The following is a 21,497-nucleotide window of genomic DNA, read 5'->3' as shown; positions in this document are numbered from 1 at the left end:
ATGATAGTTATAGATAAATTAACCAAAGCATTTGGTTCCAACAAAGTGGTTGATGGCGCGGATACCCAATTTGAGAAAGGGAAGGTGACATCGATTATTGGTCCCTAATGGGGCAGGGAAGAGTACCTTGCTCTCGATGGCATCGCGATTGACCGATCGAGATGGCGGGAGTGTCATGATTGATTGCAAAGAGATTGCTGAATGGGATACCAAAGAGCTCGCGAAAAACTTGGCGGTGCTACGCCAAGCAAACACGATTACGATGCGTTTTACTGTCAAAGAGTTGGTCTCATTTGGACGATTCCCTTATTCAAAAGGCAACTTGTCCAAAGATGACCATGCGATCATCGACCAAGCAATCGACTACTTAGACCTAAAAGAAATTCAAGATAAGTTCTTAGATGAATTAAGTGGTGGTCAACGACAGTTGGCGTTTATTGCGATGGTGATTGCACAAGATACCGATTATGTTTTCCTTGATGAGCCATTGAATAACCTTGATATCAAACATTCATTGCAGATCATGAGAGTTGTTCAGCGCCTTGCTCACGATATGAATAAAGCTATGGTCGTAGTGGATTCATGATATTAACTTTGCGGCTTGTTACTCCGACAAGATCCTGGCGTTGAAGAAGGGCAAAGTGGTTGCTACTGGCAAGGTAGAGAAGGTGATTCAGGCATCCACGTTCGAAGATATCTACGAGACACCTTTTAATATAATTAAACTCAATGGCAAGCGTATGTGCACTTACCATTAAAGCTATGTTCATTAAATTAAAACGAAATGGAAATGTTGGCGAGCTTACTTGGTGAGCTCGTCAATGATTGGACATCGGCTCTCGGCATCGCCTGGGCAAGATGAAACCCAACCTTCTAATTGCTTTTTAATCTCCAACAAGTGAGCGATCTTTTGCTCCACTTCATGAAGTTTATCCATCGTACGCGCTTTCACTTCGCTGCTCTTGCGATTTGGATTGTGCGCCAGTTGCACAAATTCTTTGCATTCTTGCAGTGAAAATCCTGCGTTTTTCGCTCGGGAAACAAGGTTGAGCTCTTGGATGTGTTTGTCAGAATATTCGCGATAGCCTGAATCGTTGCGAGCTGGTGACGAGATGATGCCTTTGTCTTCGTACATACGAATCGACTTAGAAGACAACCCTGTTAATTTCGCAACTGCACCAATATTCATGATGACCTCTGTATTTCAGATAACCTTTCTCGCGAGTATAACGCCAAGTGTTGATGTTCAAAAACGACTTTTAATGTTGTTTTTCGTCCGTCGATTCAGTGTGCTGAAAATTTGGCAAACAAAAAAGCCCGTAAGCATGATACTTACGGGCTTTCCAAAATCGTTTTTCCTAGGCTTCTTCAGGCGCTAGGCTTTTTTTTTCCTGCTGCATTTTAGCAAGGAAGTACACGTTAACACATGCAATAAAGCCGTTAGTTAGAACTACTGGCCATGAATCGATCATCAAACCGTACGCTGTAAAAAGTGCGCAGCCGATAAAGTTAAGGATACGAAGCTTAACGATATCTTTCATAGTTAGTGAGATAGCAACCATGATAGAAGCCGCGTAGCCTAGAATCTCAACCATGTTCATTTCCATTATTTGACCCTCTTAAATCTGCCGAATTTTGTCGGTACCACTTCTTCTCATCTTGAGATTAACGAGGAAGCTCCATGCCTCGAATGGTCTTGTTCGTTTTGATGGATGAACTATAGCAATGGAAAAACCGTGATGAAAGCCTCAAATCAAGGTTAAGAGAAGGTTAGCGATTACGCAAACGTTTAGGAAAAAATTCATTGATAATTTTACTTATTATGTTGATTGATAATACCGATGTAAACAATAGACAAAACTGAGTTGAAGGAATAAGGACGATAACATAACATTGAAAATGAGAATTATTATTGATTAAGTGTAATTTATGCCTGTTGCCATTAGCTTTTTGTTTTCATTTGCCTTGATGATGCGTACCAAACCTCATTCGTGGGGAGTGTCTATCCACGTATTAACACATGTTCTGATGTTGATTCTGATTCCGTCTGACTATGTCGTTCAGTATTTGATGGTGATGTTTTTCTCTTCACCTTTCCTTATCCGACTTGCGAAACGATCTTCAAGCTACGACATTTTGTTCGCATTTTTGCCGCTTCTTATCGGTACGGGCGGACTAGTTTTAACTTCATAATTTCACGTCACTTCGTCTTTTTATTTATAAATACTAAGCTTTCATTAATAGTCTATTGTTTTCATATTTTTGGTTGGTATTTTAGTGCTTTTTTGGTTTCACATAATTGTGACTAGGTGCAGTTTTCGTATCTGACCATTAACGAAACTGCAAAATATGATTGTTTATTGACGCAATAGTTAGTTAAATCGACCTATGAGAATATGTAAATCACATTTCGATAAACTAGAATAATTTATAAAGATCTAGCGTTAAGACGTTAGCCATTTAGCGGGGGTCAGATGAGTACACAAGCTGTGCCGCAAGAAGTATTAGTAGATGCTGTCAAAGGGGATGTTTACGCTTTAAACCTTGAGGGGAAGGTTAGAGCGATTAACGTCGGAGATGTATTGGTCCCGGGTGATGTAATCATCACGGAAAATGGCGCTTCAATTGAAGTGATAGCGGAAGGTTCTCTTTATCTAATAGACGAGAATTGTGTGGCGTGCATACCAGCGCCGACATCTGAAGCTGCACCGACGGAAGCGGTCGTTCAAGCGCCTGTTGACGGACAAGTCAATGTTGACCCAACGGCAGCGGCAAACGCTGAGTTTGGTGCAGAAGACGTGGCTGCGATTCAACAAGCCATTTTGGAAGGTGCCGACCCTACCGCCATTTTAGAAGCAACTGCTGCAGGTCCTGGCGGAGGCGGTGGTTCCGGTTCTGCGAATGCGGGCTTTGTTACTGTTGAATACAATAACCCTGAAGTATTGGCCTCAACGTTTTTTGAAACCTCAGCTCCGACAGGTAACACGGATACTGAAGATGATCCTGACGGCTTAAATGTCACGGTTTTTGCCGATGGTGGCCAATCTCTTTCTTCTCAAGTAGTAGAAGGCTCCATTTCTCTATCAAGCTACCCGCAAACCATTTCTTCCACTGTGCAGGTTGAAGCTGGTGATCTCGCACTTGATGCTGCTTCATTTGTACCTGAGACGTCCTCATTAGAGTCGCTGTTAACTGAGCTTAACAGTGATATTACTTCTGGTGGTCAGCCAGTAGTGTTCGTTTATGACGAAGCGCAAAATGCCATTATCGGTACCCAAGAAGGTAACGAAGTACTTCGTATCGAGATCGAAGCGACATCTTTAGGCCGTGATTTAGAGTTAGAGGTCGTTACCACGGTTAGCCAGGGTATTGACCACGTCGCGTCTGTTGCTGATGGCCAAGTATCGATCGTCGGCGATCAAATCAATATCGCTTTTGATATTACAGGCGCAGATATTGGTGGTAACAGCACTCAAGCGTCTATCGATTTCACAACAACCGTTATTGATGGCGATGATCCAGTGATTGAAAACGTCACGGGATTGTCTTTAGACGAGGCGGGGGTTGACCAAGGTTCACAGGAAGGCGCGGTACTAACAAGTGGTACTGGGTCGATCATGACAGCGCTCGGAAGTGACATCATTGAGCACTATGAGTTGGAACCTACAGAGTTTAATGTTGGTGGAGAACTCCAATCTCAAGGGCAGGTTGTTCAACTGGAACTTGCGTCCGAGAGTAACGGCGTGCGCACTTACGAAGGCTTCATCGAGCTGGATGGCGTGCGTATCACCGTATTTGATGTGGCGATTGATGCACCTGCATTGGGCGAATACCAATTCAATTTGTATGAACAACTTGACCATACGGGTGCTAACGATGACTCGCTTACTTTCTCACTGCCACTTTATGCGGTAGATGCAGATGGCGATCGCTCCTCGATTACCGAAGGTTCGAACACACCAGAAGCAGCGCAAATTGTCATTCAAGTTCAAGATGACGTTCCTTCGATTGATGGCGTTGATGCACTAGCCATCGATGAAGATGATTTATCAAGCATCGGCTCCGATCAAAGTGATTCTGTGCTCGCGCAAGGCAGTTTCACGACAACTCAGGGCTCTGATGGCGTCGTAAAGTACCAGTTGGATGTAAATGCTGATCCTTTAAATGGCCTGCAATCTCAAGGGCAAACCGTCTCCATTGCCGAAACGCAAAATGCAGACGGCAGTTATACCTACAGCGCAACGGCAAATGGCAGCGCAGTCTTCACATTAATTTTGAATACCGACGGCTCGTACAGTTTTGAGCTGCAAGGTCCAATCGACCATGCGGCAAATAGCGACAGCTTAGCCCTCGATTTTAATGTTATTGCTACCGATTTCGATGGTGACACAAGTCAAATCGTATTGCCTGTTACCATCGTGGATGATAAGCCGACCATTACTGATGTAGATGCGATTACCGTTGATGAAGATGATTTGGGAACGATTGGCTCTGATCAGACTGACCCGATTTCAATTGATGGCAACTTCACCACCACACAAGGCTCTGACCGAGTGGTGAGTTATCAGCTCGATGCTTCTGCAACACCAGTTGACGGCCTTACATCACAAGGTGTGGCCGTGACGCTGACGGAAACTGCAAACGGCGACGGTAGCTACACTTATGAAGCGACAGCCGGAACTGAAGCCGTATTTACGCTGACCGTTAATACGGATGGTTCATACAACTTCACGCTGCAAGGTCCAATCGATCATGCGTCAGACAGTGATGAGCTGACACTGAACTTCCCAATTATCGCAACGGACTTTGATGGTGATACCACCACAGAAACGATCCCAGTAACCATCGTGGATGATAAGCCAATCATTACCGATGTCGATGCGATTACCGTTGATGAAGATGATTTAGGTACGATTGGCTCAGATCAGACTGACCCGATTTCAATTGATGGCAACTTCACCACCACACAAGGCTCGGACCGAGTGGTGAGTTATCAGCTCGATGCTTCTGCAACACCAGTTGACGGCCTTACATCACAAGGCGTGGCAGTCACGCTAACTGAAACCGCAAACGGTGATGGCAGCTTTACCTACCAAGCAACAGCAGGCACTGAGTCGGTCTTTACACTGACAGTGAATACTGATGGAAGCTATAACTTCACGCTTGAAGGCCCAATCGATCATGCTGTTGATAGCGACGAGTTGACGCTCAACTTCCCAATCATCGCGACCGACTTTGATGGCGATACCACAAACGCCACTATCCCTGTGACGATCGTGGACGATAAGCCAGTGATTACTGACGTCGACGCAATCACGGTTGATGAAGATGATCTAGCGTCAATTGGCTCAGACCAAAGCAATCCCATTTCTATTGATGGCGCGTTTACTACGACACAAGGCTCTGACCGAGTAGTGAGCTACCAACTTGATGCTTCTGCAACACCAGTGGACGGTTTAACGTCGCAGGGTGTAGCGGTAACGCTAACAGAAACCGCAAACGGTGATGGCAGCTTTACCTACGAAGCAACAGCGGGGTCTGAAGCGGTCTTTACGCTGACTGTAAATACTGATGGTTCTTACAACTTCACGCTAGAAGGGCCGATTGATCACGCGGTTGATAGTGACGAGTTGACACTTAACTTCCCAATTATCGCAACCGACTTTGATGGCGACACCGTTACTGAAACCATTCCAGTCACGATTGTTGATGATGTACCGGCCATTACAGCGGTGGATGCGTTGAGTGTCGATGAAGACGACCTTAGCGGTGTGGGCTCAGACCCAGGCGGCGATCTGTTTGTTGAAGGCGCGTTTACGACCACTCAAGGCTCTGACCGAGTGGTGAGCTACCAACTGGATTCAACTACTGATCCTGTTGCGGGGCTAACGTCTCAAGGTGAGGCGATTACCTTGGTGGAAACCGCGAATGGTGACGGCAGCTTTACCTATGTTGCGACCGCAGATGGCAATCCTGTCTTCACGTTGAATGTAGCAACAGATGGTACGTACGACTTTACGCTGCAAGGCCCGATTGACCATGCCGCCAACAGCGACAGCCTGACTATTGATTTCCCAATTATTGCCACCGACTTTGATGGTGATACGACTTCGGCAACCATTCCAGTCACCATTACGGATGATGCACCAATCATCGATAATGTTGTGCCTCTGGCTGTAGACGAAGATGATCTATCAGGCATTGGCTCAGACCAAAGTGACGCAGTGTTTGTTGAAGGCGCGTTCACGACTACTCAAGGTTCAGACAGTGTGGTGAGCTACCAACTTGATTCAACGGCCGATCCTGTTTTGGGGTTAACCTCTCAAGGTGAGCCTGTTACTTTGGTAGAGACTGCAAATGTCGATGGCAGCTTCACTTACGTGGCTACCGCGGATGGCAATCCGGTCTTCACCATGAATGTGAATGCTGATGGCACATACAACTTCCGTCTGGAAGGTCCGGTTGATCACGCGTTAAACAGCGATGAATTAGTTCTGAACTTCCCAATCATTGCAACAGACTTTGACGGTGATACGACAACCGCGACCATTCCCGTCACGATTACTGATGACGTTCCAACCATCGACAACGTTGTTCCACTCACGGTGGATGAAGATGACCTTGCCACAATTGGATCAGACCAAAACGATGATGCGTTTATGTCGGGTTCTTTCACCACAACGGAAGGCTCGGACAGCGTTGTTAAATACCAGCTTGATGCAACAGCAGATCCAGTATCAGGGTTAACCTCTCATGGTGATCCTGTCGTGCTTGCTGAGACGGCAAATGGTGATGGTAGCTTTACTTACACTGCTACAGCAGATGGCAATGCCGTATTTGAATTGTTGGTGAAGCCAGACGGCAGCTACACCTTTACTCTGCAAGGCCCACTAGACCATGCGGTGAATAGCGACAGCCTACAAATTGATTTCCCGATTATCGCGACAGATTTTGATGGCGATACGTCGACAGAAACATTGCCTGTCACCATCGTTGATGATAAACCAACGATCACTGACGTAGACGCAATCCGTGTGGATGAAGATGATTTAGCGACGATTGGCTCTGACGGCTCAGATCCAATTTCAATCGATGGCAACTTCACTACAACGCAAGGCTCTGATGGGGTAGTAAGCTACCAATTGGATGCTGCTGCAACGCCAGTTGATGGCCTAACATCACAAGGTGTGGCAGTGACCCTGACGGAAACTGCAAACGGCGACGGTAGCTACACTTATGAAGCGATAGCAGGAACTGAAGCCGTATTTACGCTGACCGTGAATACGGATGGCTCATACAACTTCACGCTTCAAGGTCCAATCGACCATGCGACAGACAGTGATGAACTGACACTGAACTTCCCAATCATCGCAACGGATTTTGATGGTGATACCACCACAGAAACGATCCCAGTCACCATCGTGGATGATAAGCCAACTATTACCGATGTCGATGCGATTACCGTTGATGAAGATGACTTAAGTACGATTGGCTCAGATCAGACTGGCCCGATTTCAATCGATGGCAACTTCACCACCACACAAGGCTCGGACCGAGTGGTGAGCTATCAGCTTGACGCGTCTGCAACACCAGTGGCTGGCCTTACATCACAAGGCGTGGCAGTCACACTGACGGAAACTGCAAATGGTGATGGAAGCTTTACTTACGAGGCGACAGCGGGTACTGAAGCGGTCTTTACGCTAACAGTGAATACTGATGGCTCTTACAACTTCACGCTAGAAGGGCCAATTGATCATGCTGTTGATAGTGATGAGTTAACGCTTAACTTCCCAATCATCGCAACAGATTTTGATGGCGACACGTCTGCTGAGACAATTCCTGTCAAGATCGTTGATGACAAACCGACACTTGGTGGCATCGAAGCCACAAGTGTGCAAACGGTTGACGAGGACGATATCCCAACAGTCGGATCTGATGGTACGCAGTCGAACAGCATTGCAGGTAACTTCATCGCGACTGATGGCTCTGATGGCATTGTGGAGTACGGCGTTTCTGACCTAACGACGCCAGTACAAGGCCTGACCTCTGGTGGTCAATCTCTGGTTATGGTTGAAGTATCAAACGCAGGTGGCGTTTCTGTTTACGAAGCTCGTATTGATGGCACGACGACACCGGTATTCCGTGTGACCCTCGATACCTCTGATGATAGCTACACGTTCGATTTGCTTGCTCCTCTCGATCATCCAAATGCTGATGGCCAAAATGAACTGGTCATCAATTTACCGATAAACGCGACTGACTTTGATGGAGACGTGTCGAACAACATCACCTTACCAATTACGGTTGTGGATGATGTTCCGACCATTGATGGTTTACTAGTAGGCAGCGAACAAACCGTTGATGAAGATGACCTACCAGCAGGTACGGATGCTGCAAGTGCAGAAGATACTGTTATTTCAGGTACTTTTGATATCACCGAAGGTGCTGACCAAGTCGCTTCTATTCAGCTGAGTGACCTGACCACCCCTGTTGCGTCACTGACTTCAGATGGTGAAGCTATCACCTTAGTTCTGTCTTCTAGCGCAAACGGCGTGAACGTATACCAAGGTGTCGCTGGCAATCCTGCTGAAGTGGTTTTCGAACTGACGCTGGATGCAACGAACAACTCCTATGAGTTTGATTTACAGAAGCCGCTTGATCATCCAGATGGTAATCAGCAAAACGAGATTGTTATTAACCTCCCTGTGACGGCGACAGACAATGATGGTGATACTTCACCAGCCTTCACATTGCCAATTACCGTTGTGGACGATGTTCCAGTTGTTACCAATATTGAAAGTCTGCGTGTCGACGAAGATGACTTACCTCTCGGTTCTGATGGTACTAAAGAGCCATTAACGGTATCAGGTGAGTTCGAAGTCACTAGCGCAGATGGTATTGATGCTTTCGAATTGGATCTAAGCTCAAATCCAATCCCGAACCTGAAATCGAATGGAGAAGAGGTAACACTTTCTCAAGACGTTGGCGCTTCAACTGCTGACGCGCTTGTATACGTGGGACAAACTCCGGGTGGAGTGACGGTCTTCACGTTGACACTTCATCAAGATGGTAAATACGAATTTGAGTTATCTGGTCAGTTAGATCACGCGGTTAACTCTGATGAGATTTTGTTGAATCTACCTGTGAAGATTACGGATGGCGACAACGATACCATCACTGCGACCTTGCCAGTGACGATCGTAGATGACAAACCAACCATTGATGCTATTAGCTCTGGTAGTACCTTGTCTGTGGATGAGGATGATATTCCAAGCCAAGGTTCGGACGACACGCCAGAATCCAATATCATTGTCGGCAACTTTGACGTTACTGATGGTGCCGACTCTATCGTTAGCTTCCAGTTGGATAGCTTAACGTCGCCTGTTTCTGGACTTACCTCAGGTGGTCAACCGCTTGAGTTGGTTGAGTTTTCAAATTCAAATGGTGTGATTGAGTACCGAGCTTATGTACAAGGTACGACGGACACCGTCTTTAAACTGACGCTAAATGGTTCAGCAGACAGTTATGAATTTGAACTGTTGGGTGCACTTGATCATCCTGCGGGTAACGATGAAAACTCGTTAGTCATCAACTTCCCAGTCAACGCGACCGATTTTGACGGCGATGTGTCCAATAACATCACCTTGCCGATCACCGTGGTGGACGATGTTCCAGCGATTGTGAAAGTGACAGACTCTAGTCAACAAACCGTTGATGAAGATGATCTTGCTGGTGGCTCTGATACGACAAGTAGCGATTCAACGGTATTAACTGGTGGATTTGAAGTTGTTGATGGGGCGGATGAGATTGTCAGCTATCAAGTTTCCGACCTTAATTCTGTTGTGTCAGGGTTAACTTCCAACGGCAACAGTATCGAGTTGAATGTGGTGAGCTCGGTTGGTGGTGTAACCAGTTATGAAGCGGTCATTACTGGCACATCAACTAAGATCTTCACGCTGTCTCTTGATGCGAATAACGACAGCTACCAATTTGAACTATTGGGGCCAATCGACCATGACGCTGTTCAAGGTGAAAACAACCTTGTCATTGATATCCCAATTACAGTTACAGATTTTGATGGTGATACGTCATCATCACTGAACCTTCCAATCACCATTGTTGATGATATTCCTGAAATCACATCAGCCGACGCGCTTTCATTAGACGAGGATGACTTAGTTGACGGCTCGCAGTTGACCAATAAAGACAGCCTAGAAGCAACGGGTAATTTCGATACGGTGGAAGGGGCAGATACCGTTGTCTCTTACCAGTTGGATCTTACTTCTAATCCGATCCCGGGAGTCACTTCAGGTGGCCTCGCGGTGACGTTAGTTCAAACTGCAGTAAGCAACAACAACTACACCTATCAAGGGCAGACTCCGGATGGAAACTCAGTATTCACCTTAGAACTGAATGCTGATGGCTCTTACAAATTTACCTTGGAAGGGATATTAGATCATCCTGTACAAGGGGAGGATGAGCTAACCCTCAACCTTCCTGTATTTGCTACAGATGTTGATGGTGACACGGCTGGAATCACCCTGCCTGTTTCTATTACTGATGACGTTCCAACCATTTATGATGCATCAATCTCGCGCGTAGAAGGTCAGGGTGGTCGAACAGTACAACTGTTTACAGACCCGGTTGAAGGGGACCTAAATTACGGTGCTGATGGTGCAGAGATTACCTCATTTACCGCAGATAACTCAGGAATTTACTTCAAGCAAAACGGTGTTGACTCGGACTCTGTTGATTTAAACGGCAGCAACCAAGTTGTGTTCGTTCACAAGGTTCTTGACGGAGTGGATACCGAAATCGGTCGTTTGATTGTACGAACCGACGGCCGCGTGTCTTTCCGTCCGAATGACGATCTTGATCATACAGAAACAGATTCCATTGATTTCACTATTAACGTTGTCGCGACCGATGGCGACGGCGATACCAGCGACGCTGATGTTGATATCTCAATCACTGACCGTAACGCTCAAATCGATACATCAACCGTTCTAGCATTTGAAGACCAAGGTCGAGGCGGTATTGTTGCAGGCGTAGACTCGGCGAATACCCAAGATAACCTTTCAACATTAGATATTACTCCAGCTAAAGTTGATCTCGTTGTGAACCTTCATGATATCGACCGTAACGAGAGTTTAGGTGATATCACTATTCGCAACGCGAACACGCACAACGGCACTTTCTATTATCGTGATGGTAGCGGTAACTATGTTGAGCTAACCCCTGTGGGTAACACAGTAGTGCTTGATGCGTCTAATGTTATTCAGTCGTTTAACGGCGAGTTTGTAAGCTTAGACAACCTGTATTTTGTTCCTGATCGCCATTATTCAACCAATGATGCAGGGTTTAATCCAAGAATTACAGTTGAGATTCTCAACAATGGTGCGCCAGACCATACGATTGGTGGACGTCTAAATATCCAGGTCGATGCCGTTGCAGATATTGCGACATGGAACGCTAGCAGCACCTTCGATTACACCGTTGACGAAGATGGCAACAATGTTGAGTTAGACATTGAAGCGAACACGCAAGATATCAGCAACCCAGAGCCCATCGTATACGAACTCGTCTTTACTGAGGGGGGGGCCAATGCGACGTTGGTTTACTCTGATGGTACACCTATTACCGAAGTGGGTGGCAAATACCTAGTGGATGCGAGTCGTATTGACGAGGTTGAAGTGGATCCTTCGGAGCACTTCTCCGGCCAAATTAAGCTAGATGTAACCGCGATTACGACTGAGAGTACCAACCCTCTGGCGGGCAAAGAAACGGCGCGTTCTGAAACCGAAGAAATTGTGATTGATGTTAACCCTGTTGCTGACCAAGCAGACTTTGTGGTGAATCGCATCAACATTTTTGAGGATAACGCTCGAACTCAAGATACTGTCGATCCAGTGACAGACCACGATCCGCTTCAGTTGAGCGAGGTCATTACGATGAGCCCATCAGATGATATTGATGGCTCTGAAGAACTGTTTGTACGCATCGACAATTTCTCCATTGATGGTGTGACGTTAGTTTGGCTTGATACAGCAAATTCAAGCCAAATCAATACAGTTACAGACAGTGGCGGTAATGTTCTTTACTACGAGATTCCAGAATCAAGCCTTGCTAATGTTGAAGTGCTTCCTCCGTTACACAGTAATGAAGACTTCACGTTCGACGTAGAAGGTATTGTGAAAGACAACGCCTCTCTATCAGGTGGCGCCGCTCAGGACGTTCGTTCTTTGGGCACGCAATCGGTGATTGTATCGGTGAAAGGTGTTGCGGATATCCCAGACATCGAACTGAACGATAAAACCGGCATTTGGAACGTGTTCGATGATGGTACCGTTCGAGGAATCGAAGCCGAAATCGATGAGAACGGTCAAGTTGATCTCGCGTTTAGCGTGGTGTCAGGAGAGCTGAAAGACAATCCCGCTGATAGTTCAGAATCCATCACGGTATTGCTGTCTAATATCCCTGATGGTGTAGAACTGTTTGATAACGATGGTGCCTCTATCGACCTGACGTTTGTTGGATACGATGGATCAGGCCAACCGATTTACGAAGCTAACATTACCAATGCTAACGTAAACTCGGGCATCGTTATTCGACCTGAAGCCTCGTCGACAGAAAATATTACCATCACAGCAACCACTATCGTGACTGAGAACGATGGTCATACGCGTGAGGTAACCGGTGAAATCCGCGTTAAAGTTGCCCCTGTGATTGATGCTCAAGACAACTATGTCGTTAGCTCTGAAGGCAACGAAGACACGCGCATTAATATTGATTGGGAGCCGACAGCAACGCAAAGCCCGGATGCGGACGAATTCTTTGCTGCCCTAACAATCAGTGGCTTCCCAAATGGTAGTACTGTTTATGTTGACGGTGTCGCGCAAACCGTGACAGGTGGCAGTATTACGCTCACTCCGGGAACCAATGAGTCAGAGCAAGACTTCTCTGCCAGAATCACTCAAGATGGCTATATTCAAGTTCAGCTTGAACCGAACTCAAGTACTGACTTTAACTTGAGTACACAGGTGACGGTGAAAGAAATTGATGCAGAGTATGTCGACTCAGGTAATCCGGGTGAGGGCATCGCATCTACCGTGATCAATGGTACAGTCAATGTTCAGGTGAATCCGGTTGTTGAACCAGAGGGCTTAACAGGTGATGTCGCTGATCAAACTCGTCTTCTGGTTGAAGAATCTGGTGGTGCAACGACCGATGTAGTTCGTGCCGATGCTCAAGGCCATATCGATTTCACGATTAACACCAGTGCTGGTGGCCAAGCCGGTGCTAACATCATCAAATATCAAGAGTTTGATGATTCTTCTGATGAAGTCGTGACTCAATTGGTGGTTCAATTCAGTATTACTGACCCAGAAATCTTGAATCAGCTAGTCATTGTTGGTGCATCGAATGAAGGTGGTGGTCGCTGGACGATCACTGATGAAGAGAACTTCTCGATTATTGCGCCAGCAGGTTTGGATCTTACACCTAATGATGACACCGACGACGGTGATAACAACGGTATTTCTTCAATTGGCTTAACCATCTACGCACAAGTGAACGACTTGGGTGAAGATGCGGTCGAAGAAGACGCAACAGTTCAACGTCAAACTGACATCACACTTGAGTTCCCAACAGATATCACGCCTCAAACCAGCGTAGCAGCTGAAATTGACCTTGATAACACGGTTCAAATTGATGGCAACGAAGACAATACTGTTGATTTGGGTACGCAATTGTCATCGAAAGTCACCACCATCAATGCCGATGGCGTAGAAGATGTCCTAACGCTGGTTATTGACCCTTCATCACCTGATGTACCTCCGGGCCTAGTTATTGGTGGCACTGATGTTGACTTCGTTGACGGCAAATACGTGTTCCAAGCCTCGATTGATGCGAGTGGCAACATTACTGGCCTCGATGGTTTGACCCTACGTGTTGCCGAAGACTGGGCAGGTGACTTCACGCTGCCAGTTCTGTTTGTTACCACCGATACTCAATCGGGTGATGAAAACACGACGCTAGAGTCGCTACCTGTTCAGATCTTGCCAGTTGCGGATGTCCCAGGTTCTTCGGGTGATCAGCCTCTTGATAGCAATGTGACACCAGATGTTACAGTCGATATTACTGGTACGTTAGGCTTAGATGCTGACAAGCAACCAGTGAACGACCTTAACAATGATGTCCCAACCAACGATGGTATTGGCTACGAAGACGGCTTGATTCAGCTCAACTTGAATGTCGACTTTGCTGACAACCGTAATAGCTTGCAAGCGGGCAGAGAGACGCTCACCAACATTAAGCTCACGCTTGATGACACGACGTTAGGTGAGTTTGTTGACGCGAGTGGCAACTCATTAGGCACAAGTATCGAGTTCAGTGCTGCTGAAATTGCTGCGGGCGCATTGGATGAAGTGTTGTTCAAGCCGAAAGAGAATTACCCAGTTGGTGGCGGTCAAAATACCGTTCAAATTAATATCGAAGGGGAGATCACGGATACAGCAATCATCGATCAAACAACGCTTGCTAACCCTGGCGACGATACCGATGTTCGCACCTTCACTGATAACGTGTCGTTTGAAATCACACCAGTGGTTGATGATATTACGATAAGTGGTGCAGATCCTTCTCAACCTATTGTTGTCACAGGTGATGAAGATACTCTTATTTCATTGACGCAGTCAGGCTCCGGCGTATCGGTGAGTCTAAATGATGATGATGGTTCAGAGCAGTTTGTTTCCTTGAAGCTTACTGGATTACCGACAGACTTTATTGTTACTTCTAGCTCTCCTGATTACACGGTGAAAAACAACGGTGGTGGTGAGTGGAGTATTCAACTGAATGATTTGACACAAACATCTGTTGATTTGGGTTCAATTCAAATCCAACCACCGAAAAACTTCAGTGGTGAAGTTGATATTGGCATTACAGCGTTCACACAGGAAGAGTTGCTTAAAGTACCTACGGAACACACTGGCAACTTTAAAGTGATCATTGATCCAATTGGTGATGATGTTGATGTAAACCCAGATACCTTAGTTTCAGGTAATGAGGGTGAAGACATTGAAATCAATATCAATGCTCTCGTGGTCGACAAGCAAGAGTCGATTGGTGATGGTGCGAATTATGAAGAGAACGATCCAGAAACACTTCGTGTAGAAATCGCGAATGTGCCAGACGGTGCAAGCATTGAACTCACCGATGGCACTGCATTTGTCGATCAAGGTGGCGGTGTGTTCGTTCTAGAGATTGATGCTCAAGATCTGGATAAAGTGGTCTTTAACTCTGGCGATCGCAACGACAATTCTTGGAATGGCACATTAGAGTTTAAAGTGCAGGCCGTTGATACTGGCTTAGATGGAAGTCAAAGCCTAGGCACACCGAAAGAGTTCGATGTTAATGTCGAAGTAGAAGCTGTTAACGACCGCCCAGAGTTCGTGAATACAGTGGATGTTGAAACACAAGAGGATACTCCGTTACTGCTTGATGGCTTCAGCATTACAGACGTTGATGCGGTGTTAGATGATCCGAACGCAGAGTATGTGCTCAATGTTAATGTAGACAGCGGTATCTTGGAGCTCAACCCAACGCTCATCACTACTTACAACCTAACCGTGAGCGGTGATGGTACGGATTCCGTTGAGCTGAAAGGCACTGTGGCCGATCTAAACAATGCCATTGCAAACGGCCTGATTGAGTTCAACCCAGACCTGAACTTCTTTGGTGACGTTCAGGTGGACGTGACAGTTGATGACCAAGGCAATGAAGGTATTGTGATTGGTGGGGTAGATGACACCCTAAATACCAACAGCGGCAGCTTCAATATTGAAGTGACAGCGGTGAACGATACCCCGGAAACTACGCCAGTGACGCTACCGGATATTGAAGAAGACAGTGGTGTGTTCTCTATCTCTGAAGCGGATCTTATTGCGAATGCGACAGACGTAGAAAACGACAACCTCACTGTTAGCAATGTTCAGTTAACCGATCCAAGTTCGGGCAGCATTACTTTCAACAGCGGTACTGGTGACGGCGTAAAACCAAAAATAACAAACCGGAAAACCAAAAATAACACGTTTTAATGTGAGACTACCTGGGATTATCTGGGATTAAGTGAGACAGAATGCGGTTACAGTTTGTCCCCTTTGGTGTTCAGCTAGTTTCATTTTGGTTGACTGCTAGCTCTGCTTCTTTGGTTAACATTTCATCGCAGCTCATGGTTATGTAATCGGGTGGCAATAGTACGTAGTTCGTGGTGAGTATAAAGACCTCCTTTGATGGTGAATAAAAATAAATTTTCTTGGGTGGCAATAGCGGTTGATAATGTGTCATTTTTTTAGCTCCCAAACTTCATAACCAGAGAAATTGCCGGAGACAATGCTTGAACCATATGCGAAAACATCCAGCTCCAAGGTTGGCGTGCTACTCCAATACGTGACCTCACGGCAAACTACATAGCCACCCCATGAGCATGATGATGGGCTTGATGATTCAACGCCTCCGTCAGTCTTTAAAACTACTTTAAAACGGTTTGTGCTATGGCGACGACTGCTTACAGCGAGGCCCGTTGAGATTGTGCCAGCGTATGTGCCTTGCGCGCTGTTTTTAAGCGGAATGTCGCACGAACCTGATTTAACCAAAACATATTCAACGCCGCCGTTTAACATAGCCTCTTGGGCGATGTTCTCAACCAGCCCAAGAGCATACTCACTAGCTGCTTTAGTCTTGTCTGTGCCATTAGTCTTGTGAGAGAGCGTCGTGATGCCCTTTTGTGTGTCGGTGGCATCTTGAGCTGTCCATTTCTCGTCTGCTGTGTTTTGAGCATTTTCTGCTTTTGTGTTCACAAGACCAAGAGCATACTCACTGGCACCTGTTGTTTGACTTGTGCCATTAACTAGTTGAGATAACCATGCAGTAAATGACTGTCGAGCTCGTAGTGGGGACATCCAAACGCCTGCGCTTGTTCCTTCCTCTGCTTGTGCTTGTGTGGCGTGTTCGTCATTGTGCAAATATTGCGGAAACGGATTATCCTCAGCCTTGAAGTCGTCCAGTGCATCCTGAACTGCATCTGCAGCCGCCTTAGCTTCTCCAACAGCTTTTTCTGTTGCGGCTAGGGTTTCACTGGTGCCGTCCGTTTTATTAGACAGTTGAACAACGCCAGCGCGAATCGTTGATGCTGTACGCTTCAACATTTTAAAGATGGTTAAGATTTTTGAGTCATCAGTGCCAGCTTCAACATCTTCCTCTTTGATGATTTTGGCGATGCCCGCTTCAGTTTCTGTTGCGTAAGGAACAATAGGGCTTACTGTCACATTCACAACATCAGCGTTCTCTAACTCTGTAATGTTCTCAACTTCTAGCTGAAGGTACTCTGCGCTGTCGAGGCTTGGAATCAGTGACTCTGGATACGCACCATAAATAATCATATCCCCCTCATCATCATAAATGCCGTATTCGCGCAGCGTTTGCTCTGCTGTCTCAGCTGTGGGTTTTATATATGAAATGACATGAATCAAGTGGCCATCTGTCGATGCGTCATTGAGTGCTACTCGTGAAAATTCGTTAACAAGTGAAGTAAAACTAGCGTCGGGCTCTACGTAAGCACCATTCGAATCACCAATCGCCATTTCGATCAGATTGATGGTTTTCCCAGCGTTGTACGCCGCTTCGATTTTGTTGATACCAAGGTTGGTCACATAAGAAAAGTAATCGTTAGACATCGCTACTTCCGTCCTTTACATAAATATATACATCTTGATTTCGTCGGTCATACAGCCAATCGTAGGTATTTAAGTCGTAGTTAAACTCGTCAATCCTGTAGTTGGCACCCGAGCCTGAAAACGGAATTGGCTTACTCGTATGTTCATTGCCGTCGCTATCAATAAATTCAAATGTAACCGCGTCATATCCGCTCCATTTTAAATCCCAATATCCATACGACATCGTTGAAAATACTGCACCGACAGCGTAGTTCTTGTTGTACAGCAGAGAGCCGACCGAGGCGGAGTTTCGTGTTAGCTTTAATGTATCAACATGAATTTTCAGAGAATCCGTATCGGCGAGCTCATGCCACTCACGGGGTTCTAACCCTCCGAATGGAACAGACGAACTAAATCCAACACCTGACGTACTAGTTCCAATTGACATAACAAATGTGATAGCGATAGTTGTGATTTTACAATCAGCTCGACTGACATTATCAAACGTTGATATAGCTGAAATGATTACAGAACCCTCACTGACATAGGAGACTAGGCCATCACTGTCAACAGTGGCGATAGTCGGGTCACTTGATTCATACCGCACGTCTTGTGTTGTTGTACCATCGCTCATGCTCACCGTCGTAAACACTAACATCGTTCCCTCATGCTCGCGAATGGTTGCGCTGGATGGTTCGATAGATATGTCGGAGACGTACAGTGGCACAATGCTTTTTGAAGTCCAGCGTTTGCGAGTTCGAATGACTGGGGCTGCATATGCAGAACCCAAACTAGGGTCGTGCTTGATGTTGCCCTTCCAGTGCTGCGAACCTTGCTTGTTGCTTTCAGTGAGAGTAATGAATGTGGCGTAGTCACTTTGAGTTAGACTGCGGCTATCACTCGGCATGGCATCGATGCGGAATGTGCCTCGCTCACCCTCTGGGAGCATCTCGTACCACGGTACAACTGTTGCTTCGAATAGAGATAATTCAAGCGCATGCTCTACTGCCCAGATTGTTCCTTTGTACTTACGTAAAATGAGAGCATTCGCTATCGATTCTCTTTGACGTTCTTCGCTCCAGCCATCATTCCAGGCATCGACTCGAAACCACCAAGCTAACCAAGGCAAAAATGATGCATCGACGTTGTATACATCCATGATGTCCAATCGCTTTATCACAGTCCGCAATGAGTTAAATTCTTCGACGGTCAACTCATAGAGCGCTTCCATTCGAATGTCATTTTTTAGGATTTTTGGCAGCATGATTCACTCCAATATTTGATGGGCAAATATTATCTATCTTTATTACGCGCGCGTGGCAGCTGCCTTGCTTGTGACTGTTTGCAGATAAGCTTTAAACGTCTTTTAAAAGAGGTTTAAAACATGACTCAAGAAGCATCAACAACAGAATTAGTAAGTACTGATATGGCGGAACAATCGCAAGCAGTTCAAATGACAGACTCCATCATTGGTCAGTGCATCGTTGAGTTCGACGTTTGTCCACTTAAGGCTCCTATCAAATACAACAACAAGGTTTATGACTGCATGATTCGAGAGCGTGAAGCTGTGATTCGAGATCGCATTCATGCAGAGCAATGGTCAATTGGTGAATTTGAGAGTGTCTACATCGATGCCGTTCGCGCTTTCTTTATTGCGGACACTTGCCGATTTGGTGTTTTAGAGATGAACACTACTCAAGAGAACAATTTCGTTCGAGTTACTGAAGCAGCATTAACGGAAAGCACTCAACTACCTGTTGACTGCATTGTTGATTCGCTGGCCGTTAAGGATTACGCAAACGTGTCGCACATGCTGGGAAAGGCTTAAGCCTGGCTCGAATGAGTAGCGAGATGTTCAACCAGGCGTTTGAATCGCTATCTAATAAAAACTCCAAGATGAATGTGTCAGTCTCAGAGCTAATGAGTATGAACTGGCATGAGATGTCCTACATGATTGAGAGATTCAACAATGTCAACAAGAAAACAAAGTAACGGTTATGCTCTAGAGCTTCTTGTTGGCATTCAGGACGAGTTCTCAGGCAAGTCAAAAGCTATCGAGCAAGAAACTAAGCGTTTGAGTAAAGAAGTGGATTCACTTCAAAAAACGACAGGTGACATCACTAAATTCAAAAAATCTCAAAAAGCACTCGAAGAGTTGCAAAAGCAACAAAAGCAAAATACTAGCGCCGTTGAAAAGCACAAAGCTGCGCTTGGTCAACTGGATAAGCAAAGCAAAGAGTCTGCTCAGGAATCTAAACGGTTAGGAGCGGAGCTCAAAAGTCTCAATAAAACCGTTGGTGACATTGCTGCCTACAAAAAAGCTAAGCAAGCGCTTGGTGATTTGGAAAAGCAGCAAGTACAAAGCAAAGTAGCCGTCGACAAGCAGAAGGCAGCTATTGCTGAGCTCAAAAAGGAGATCAAGAAAGGCACGCAAAGTGAAGACATGCTTGAGCCTCAACTTCAAGCATTGCAAAAGCTAGAAAAAGAACATCGAGACATTACCACCAGCTCTCGCGATTACGAACGTCAATTGCGTAAACTAGGCAAAGCACTCGAACAAGTAGGCGTTGATGCCAACGACTTAAGCAAAGCGGAAAGCAGAACCCTAACGTCGATTGAAAAACACAACGCTGCACTTAAAAAGCTCAAGAAAGAAGCAAGCGACACTTCGGAGTTTGAACGTCATAGACGCGAACTGGGTAAGCTAGAAAAGCAAAATAAAGACCTTACATCATCAAGTAATGAGAATGAACGAGAGTTACGACGCATGCGCAGCTCTTTATCAAAAGCTGGCATTGATGTGAACGATTTATCCAGTGAAGAAGCCAAACTGCAAAACAAAATAGAGAAGACCACCAGTGCCTTAAAAGAACAAACTCAAGCGCTCAATAAGTTTGGTGATGCCAGTGCTCAAATGGAAGGTCTTAGCGACAAGCTCGGCGTGATTGGCAGTATCACTGCTGCAGCTGGTTATACGCTTTATCGTGGTAACGACATGGCAAAGCACATGCTCATGTACGCAGCTCAAACTAACACAGATATATCAGAGCTGAAGTCAGATGAGCAGCGTAAGTTCAGAGCGTCGCTCGTTGCAGATGGTGCCACCAGTGGCGAAATATTTACAGCGATGGGATTAGCTCGAACGCAGGGCTTTGATGATAAAGATACAAATGCGCTTACAGCGGCAACGGTACGAATCAACCAAGTTTTTCCTGACTTTGACCCACAAGAGTTAACGAGAGCCATTGGTAATACGGCAAAGGCGTTTGGTGTCAGCATCAATGAAGCCGCTCAGCGCATTGCGGCAATTAGACAGACAACGGGTGATGACAACCATGACCTCTTAGATACCTTTGCAGAATACGCCCCTTTGCTTGGCGATAAGATATCATTGGATCAGTATTCTGCTGTATTAACCGCTGGTCGTCAGGCTGGCGTATGGAACTATGACAAATTAGGGGACAGCTTAAAAGGAAGTTTCCAAGAAAGATTTAGCGATCAAGGTGAATTTACCAAGCTAGTCGGTGATGACAACACGACAGGTGCCATTGCAGCCATTACCGATGACAAGGAGCGCAAGAACGTCCTGACAGCGGCGTTAAGAATGCGCCACGCGGTAAACACAGGACAAGGCACTGATGAAGCCTATGCCGCATTCATGCAGAGCTTAGTTCCTGTGATGGAAAAAGCGCCAGGAGTGGTCAAGCCCATCCTCGAAGCGGCAGGTGGTACGATATTGAGTGAGGATGTGGGCATCAAAGGCTTGAAAGCCATGATTGAAGCGCT

General features: G+C 46.0%; 8 protein-coding genes and 1 pseudogene. 5 read left to right on the top strand and 4 right to left on the bottom strand.

The features are described 5' to 3' along the window. Window positions 1-758: pseudogene (vctC, locus tag QTO06_RS20960) on the top strand (iron chelate ABC transporter ATP-binding protein VctC). 44 nt (window positions 759-802) lie between these two features. Here the strand turns inward: vctC and cueR are convergent. Continuing rightward, a complete protein-coding gene (gene cueR, locus QTO06_RS20955) occupies window positions 803-1,189 on the bottom strand; it encodes a Cu(I)-responsive transcriptional regulator (RefSeq protein WP_331409656.1) in 387 nt (128 codons plus the stop codon). Window positions 1,190-1,358: 169 nt separating this feature from the next. Beyond that, the gene (locus QTO06_RS20950) at window positions 1,359-1,607 is read right to left on the bottom strand and encodes a YgjV family protein (protein ID WP_005431786.1); all 249 of its coding nucleotides are present in this window, start codon (window positions 1,605-1,607) and stop codon (window positions 1,359-1,361) included. 322 nt (window positions 1,608-1,929) lie between these two features. On the opposite strand from QTO06_RS20950, the gene QTO06_RS20945 reads away from it, so the two are divergent. Continuing rightward, entirely contained in the window at window positions 1,930-2,193 is a 264-nt protein-coding gene (locus QTO06_RS20945; RefSeq protein WP_331409655.1) for a hypothetical protein, read from the top strand. A gap of 281 nt (window positions 2,194-2,474) precedes the next feature. Next, window positions 2,475-16,094 carry a retention module-containing protein gene (locus QTO06_RS20940; protein WP_331409654.1) on the top strand — a complete coding sequence of 4,540 codons (13,620 nt, stop codon included), beginning with the start codon at window positions 2,475-2,477 and terminating at the stop codon, window positions 16,092-16,094. Window positions 16,095-16,340: 246 nt separating this feature from the next. Here QTO06_RS20940 and QTO06_RS20935 read toward each other — a convergent pair whose 3' ends face one another. Together QTO06_RS20935 and QTO06_RS20930 are read right to left on the bottom strand one after the other, a co-directional pair. Beyond that, complete coding sequence (locus tag QTO06_RS20935; RefSeq protein ID WP_031426963.1) at window positions 16,341-17,732, bottom strand: phage tail protein; 1,392 nt, start codon at window positions 17,730-17,732, stop codon at window positions 16,341-16,343. Further along, complete coding sequence (locus tag QTO06_RS20930) at window positions 17,725-18,975, bottom strand: phage tail protein I (protein ID WP_140134026.1); 1,251 nt, start codon at window positions 18,973-18,975, stop codon at window positions 17,725-17,727. Before QTO06_RS20930 ends, QTO06_RS20935 begins: the two co-directional genes overlap by 8 nt. Window positions 18,976-19,095: 120 nt before the next feature. On the opposite strand from QTO06_RS20930, the gene QTO06_RS20925 reads away from it, so the two are divergent. Both QTO06_RS20925 and QTO06_RS20920 read left to right on the top strand, forming a co-directional pair. Beyond that, window positions 19,096-19,539: a hypothetical protein gene (locus QTO06_RS20925; RefSeq protein ID WP_140093382.1), complete on the top strand. Its 444-nt coding sequence runs from the start codon at window positions 19,096-19,098 to the stop codon at window positions 19,537-19,539. A gap of 141 nt (window positions 19,540-19,680) precedes the next feature. Next, window positions 19,681-21,497 (top strand): phage tail tape measure protein (locus tag QTO06_RS20920; RefSeq protein ID WP_331409650.1); only part of this gene is annotated, 1,817 nt, incomplete at its 3' end.

Source organism: Vibrio sp. M260121 (assembly GCF_036533715.1).
Taxonomy (GTDB): Bacteria; Pseudomonadota; Gammaproteobacteria; order Enterobacterales; family Vibrionaceae; genus Vibrio.
Note: the sequence above shows the minus strand (reverse complement) of the source record. Positions and strands in the feature narration are given on the sequence as shown.

Coding starts and splice junctions, on each gene's coding strand:
- cueR (WP_331409656.1), bottom strand. CDS start 1,189: ATGAATATTGGTGCAGTTGCGAAATTAACAGGGTTGTCTTCTAAGTCG.
- QTO06_RS20925 (WP_140093382.1), top strand. CDS start 19,096: ATGACTCAAGAAGCATCAACAACAGAATTAGTAAGTACTGATATGGCG.
- QTO06_RS20945 (WP_331409655.1), top strand. CDS start 1,930: ATGCCTGTTGCCATTAGCTTTTTGTTTTCATTTGCCTTGATGATGCGT.
- QTO06_RS20950 (WP_005431786.1), bottom strand. CDS start 1,607: ATGGAAATGAACATGGTTGAGATTCTAGGCTACGCGGCTTCTATCATG.
- QTO06_RS20935 (WP_031426963.1), bottom strand. CDS start 17,732: ATGTCTAACGATTACTTTTCTTATGTGACCAACCTTGGTATCAACAAA.
- QTO06_RS20930 (WP_140134026.1), bottom strand. CDS start 18,975: ATGCTGCCAAAAATCCTAAAAAATGACATTCGAATGGAAGCGCTCTAT.
- QTO06_RS20940 (WP_331409654.1), top strand. CDS start 2,475: ATGAGTACACAAGCTGTGCCGCAAGAAGTATTAGTAGATGCTGTCAAA.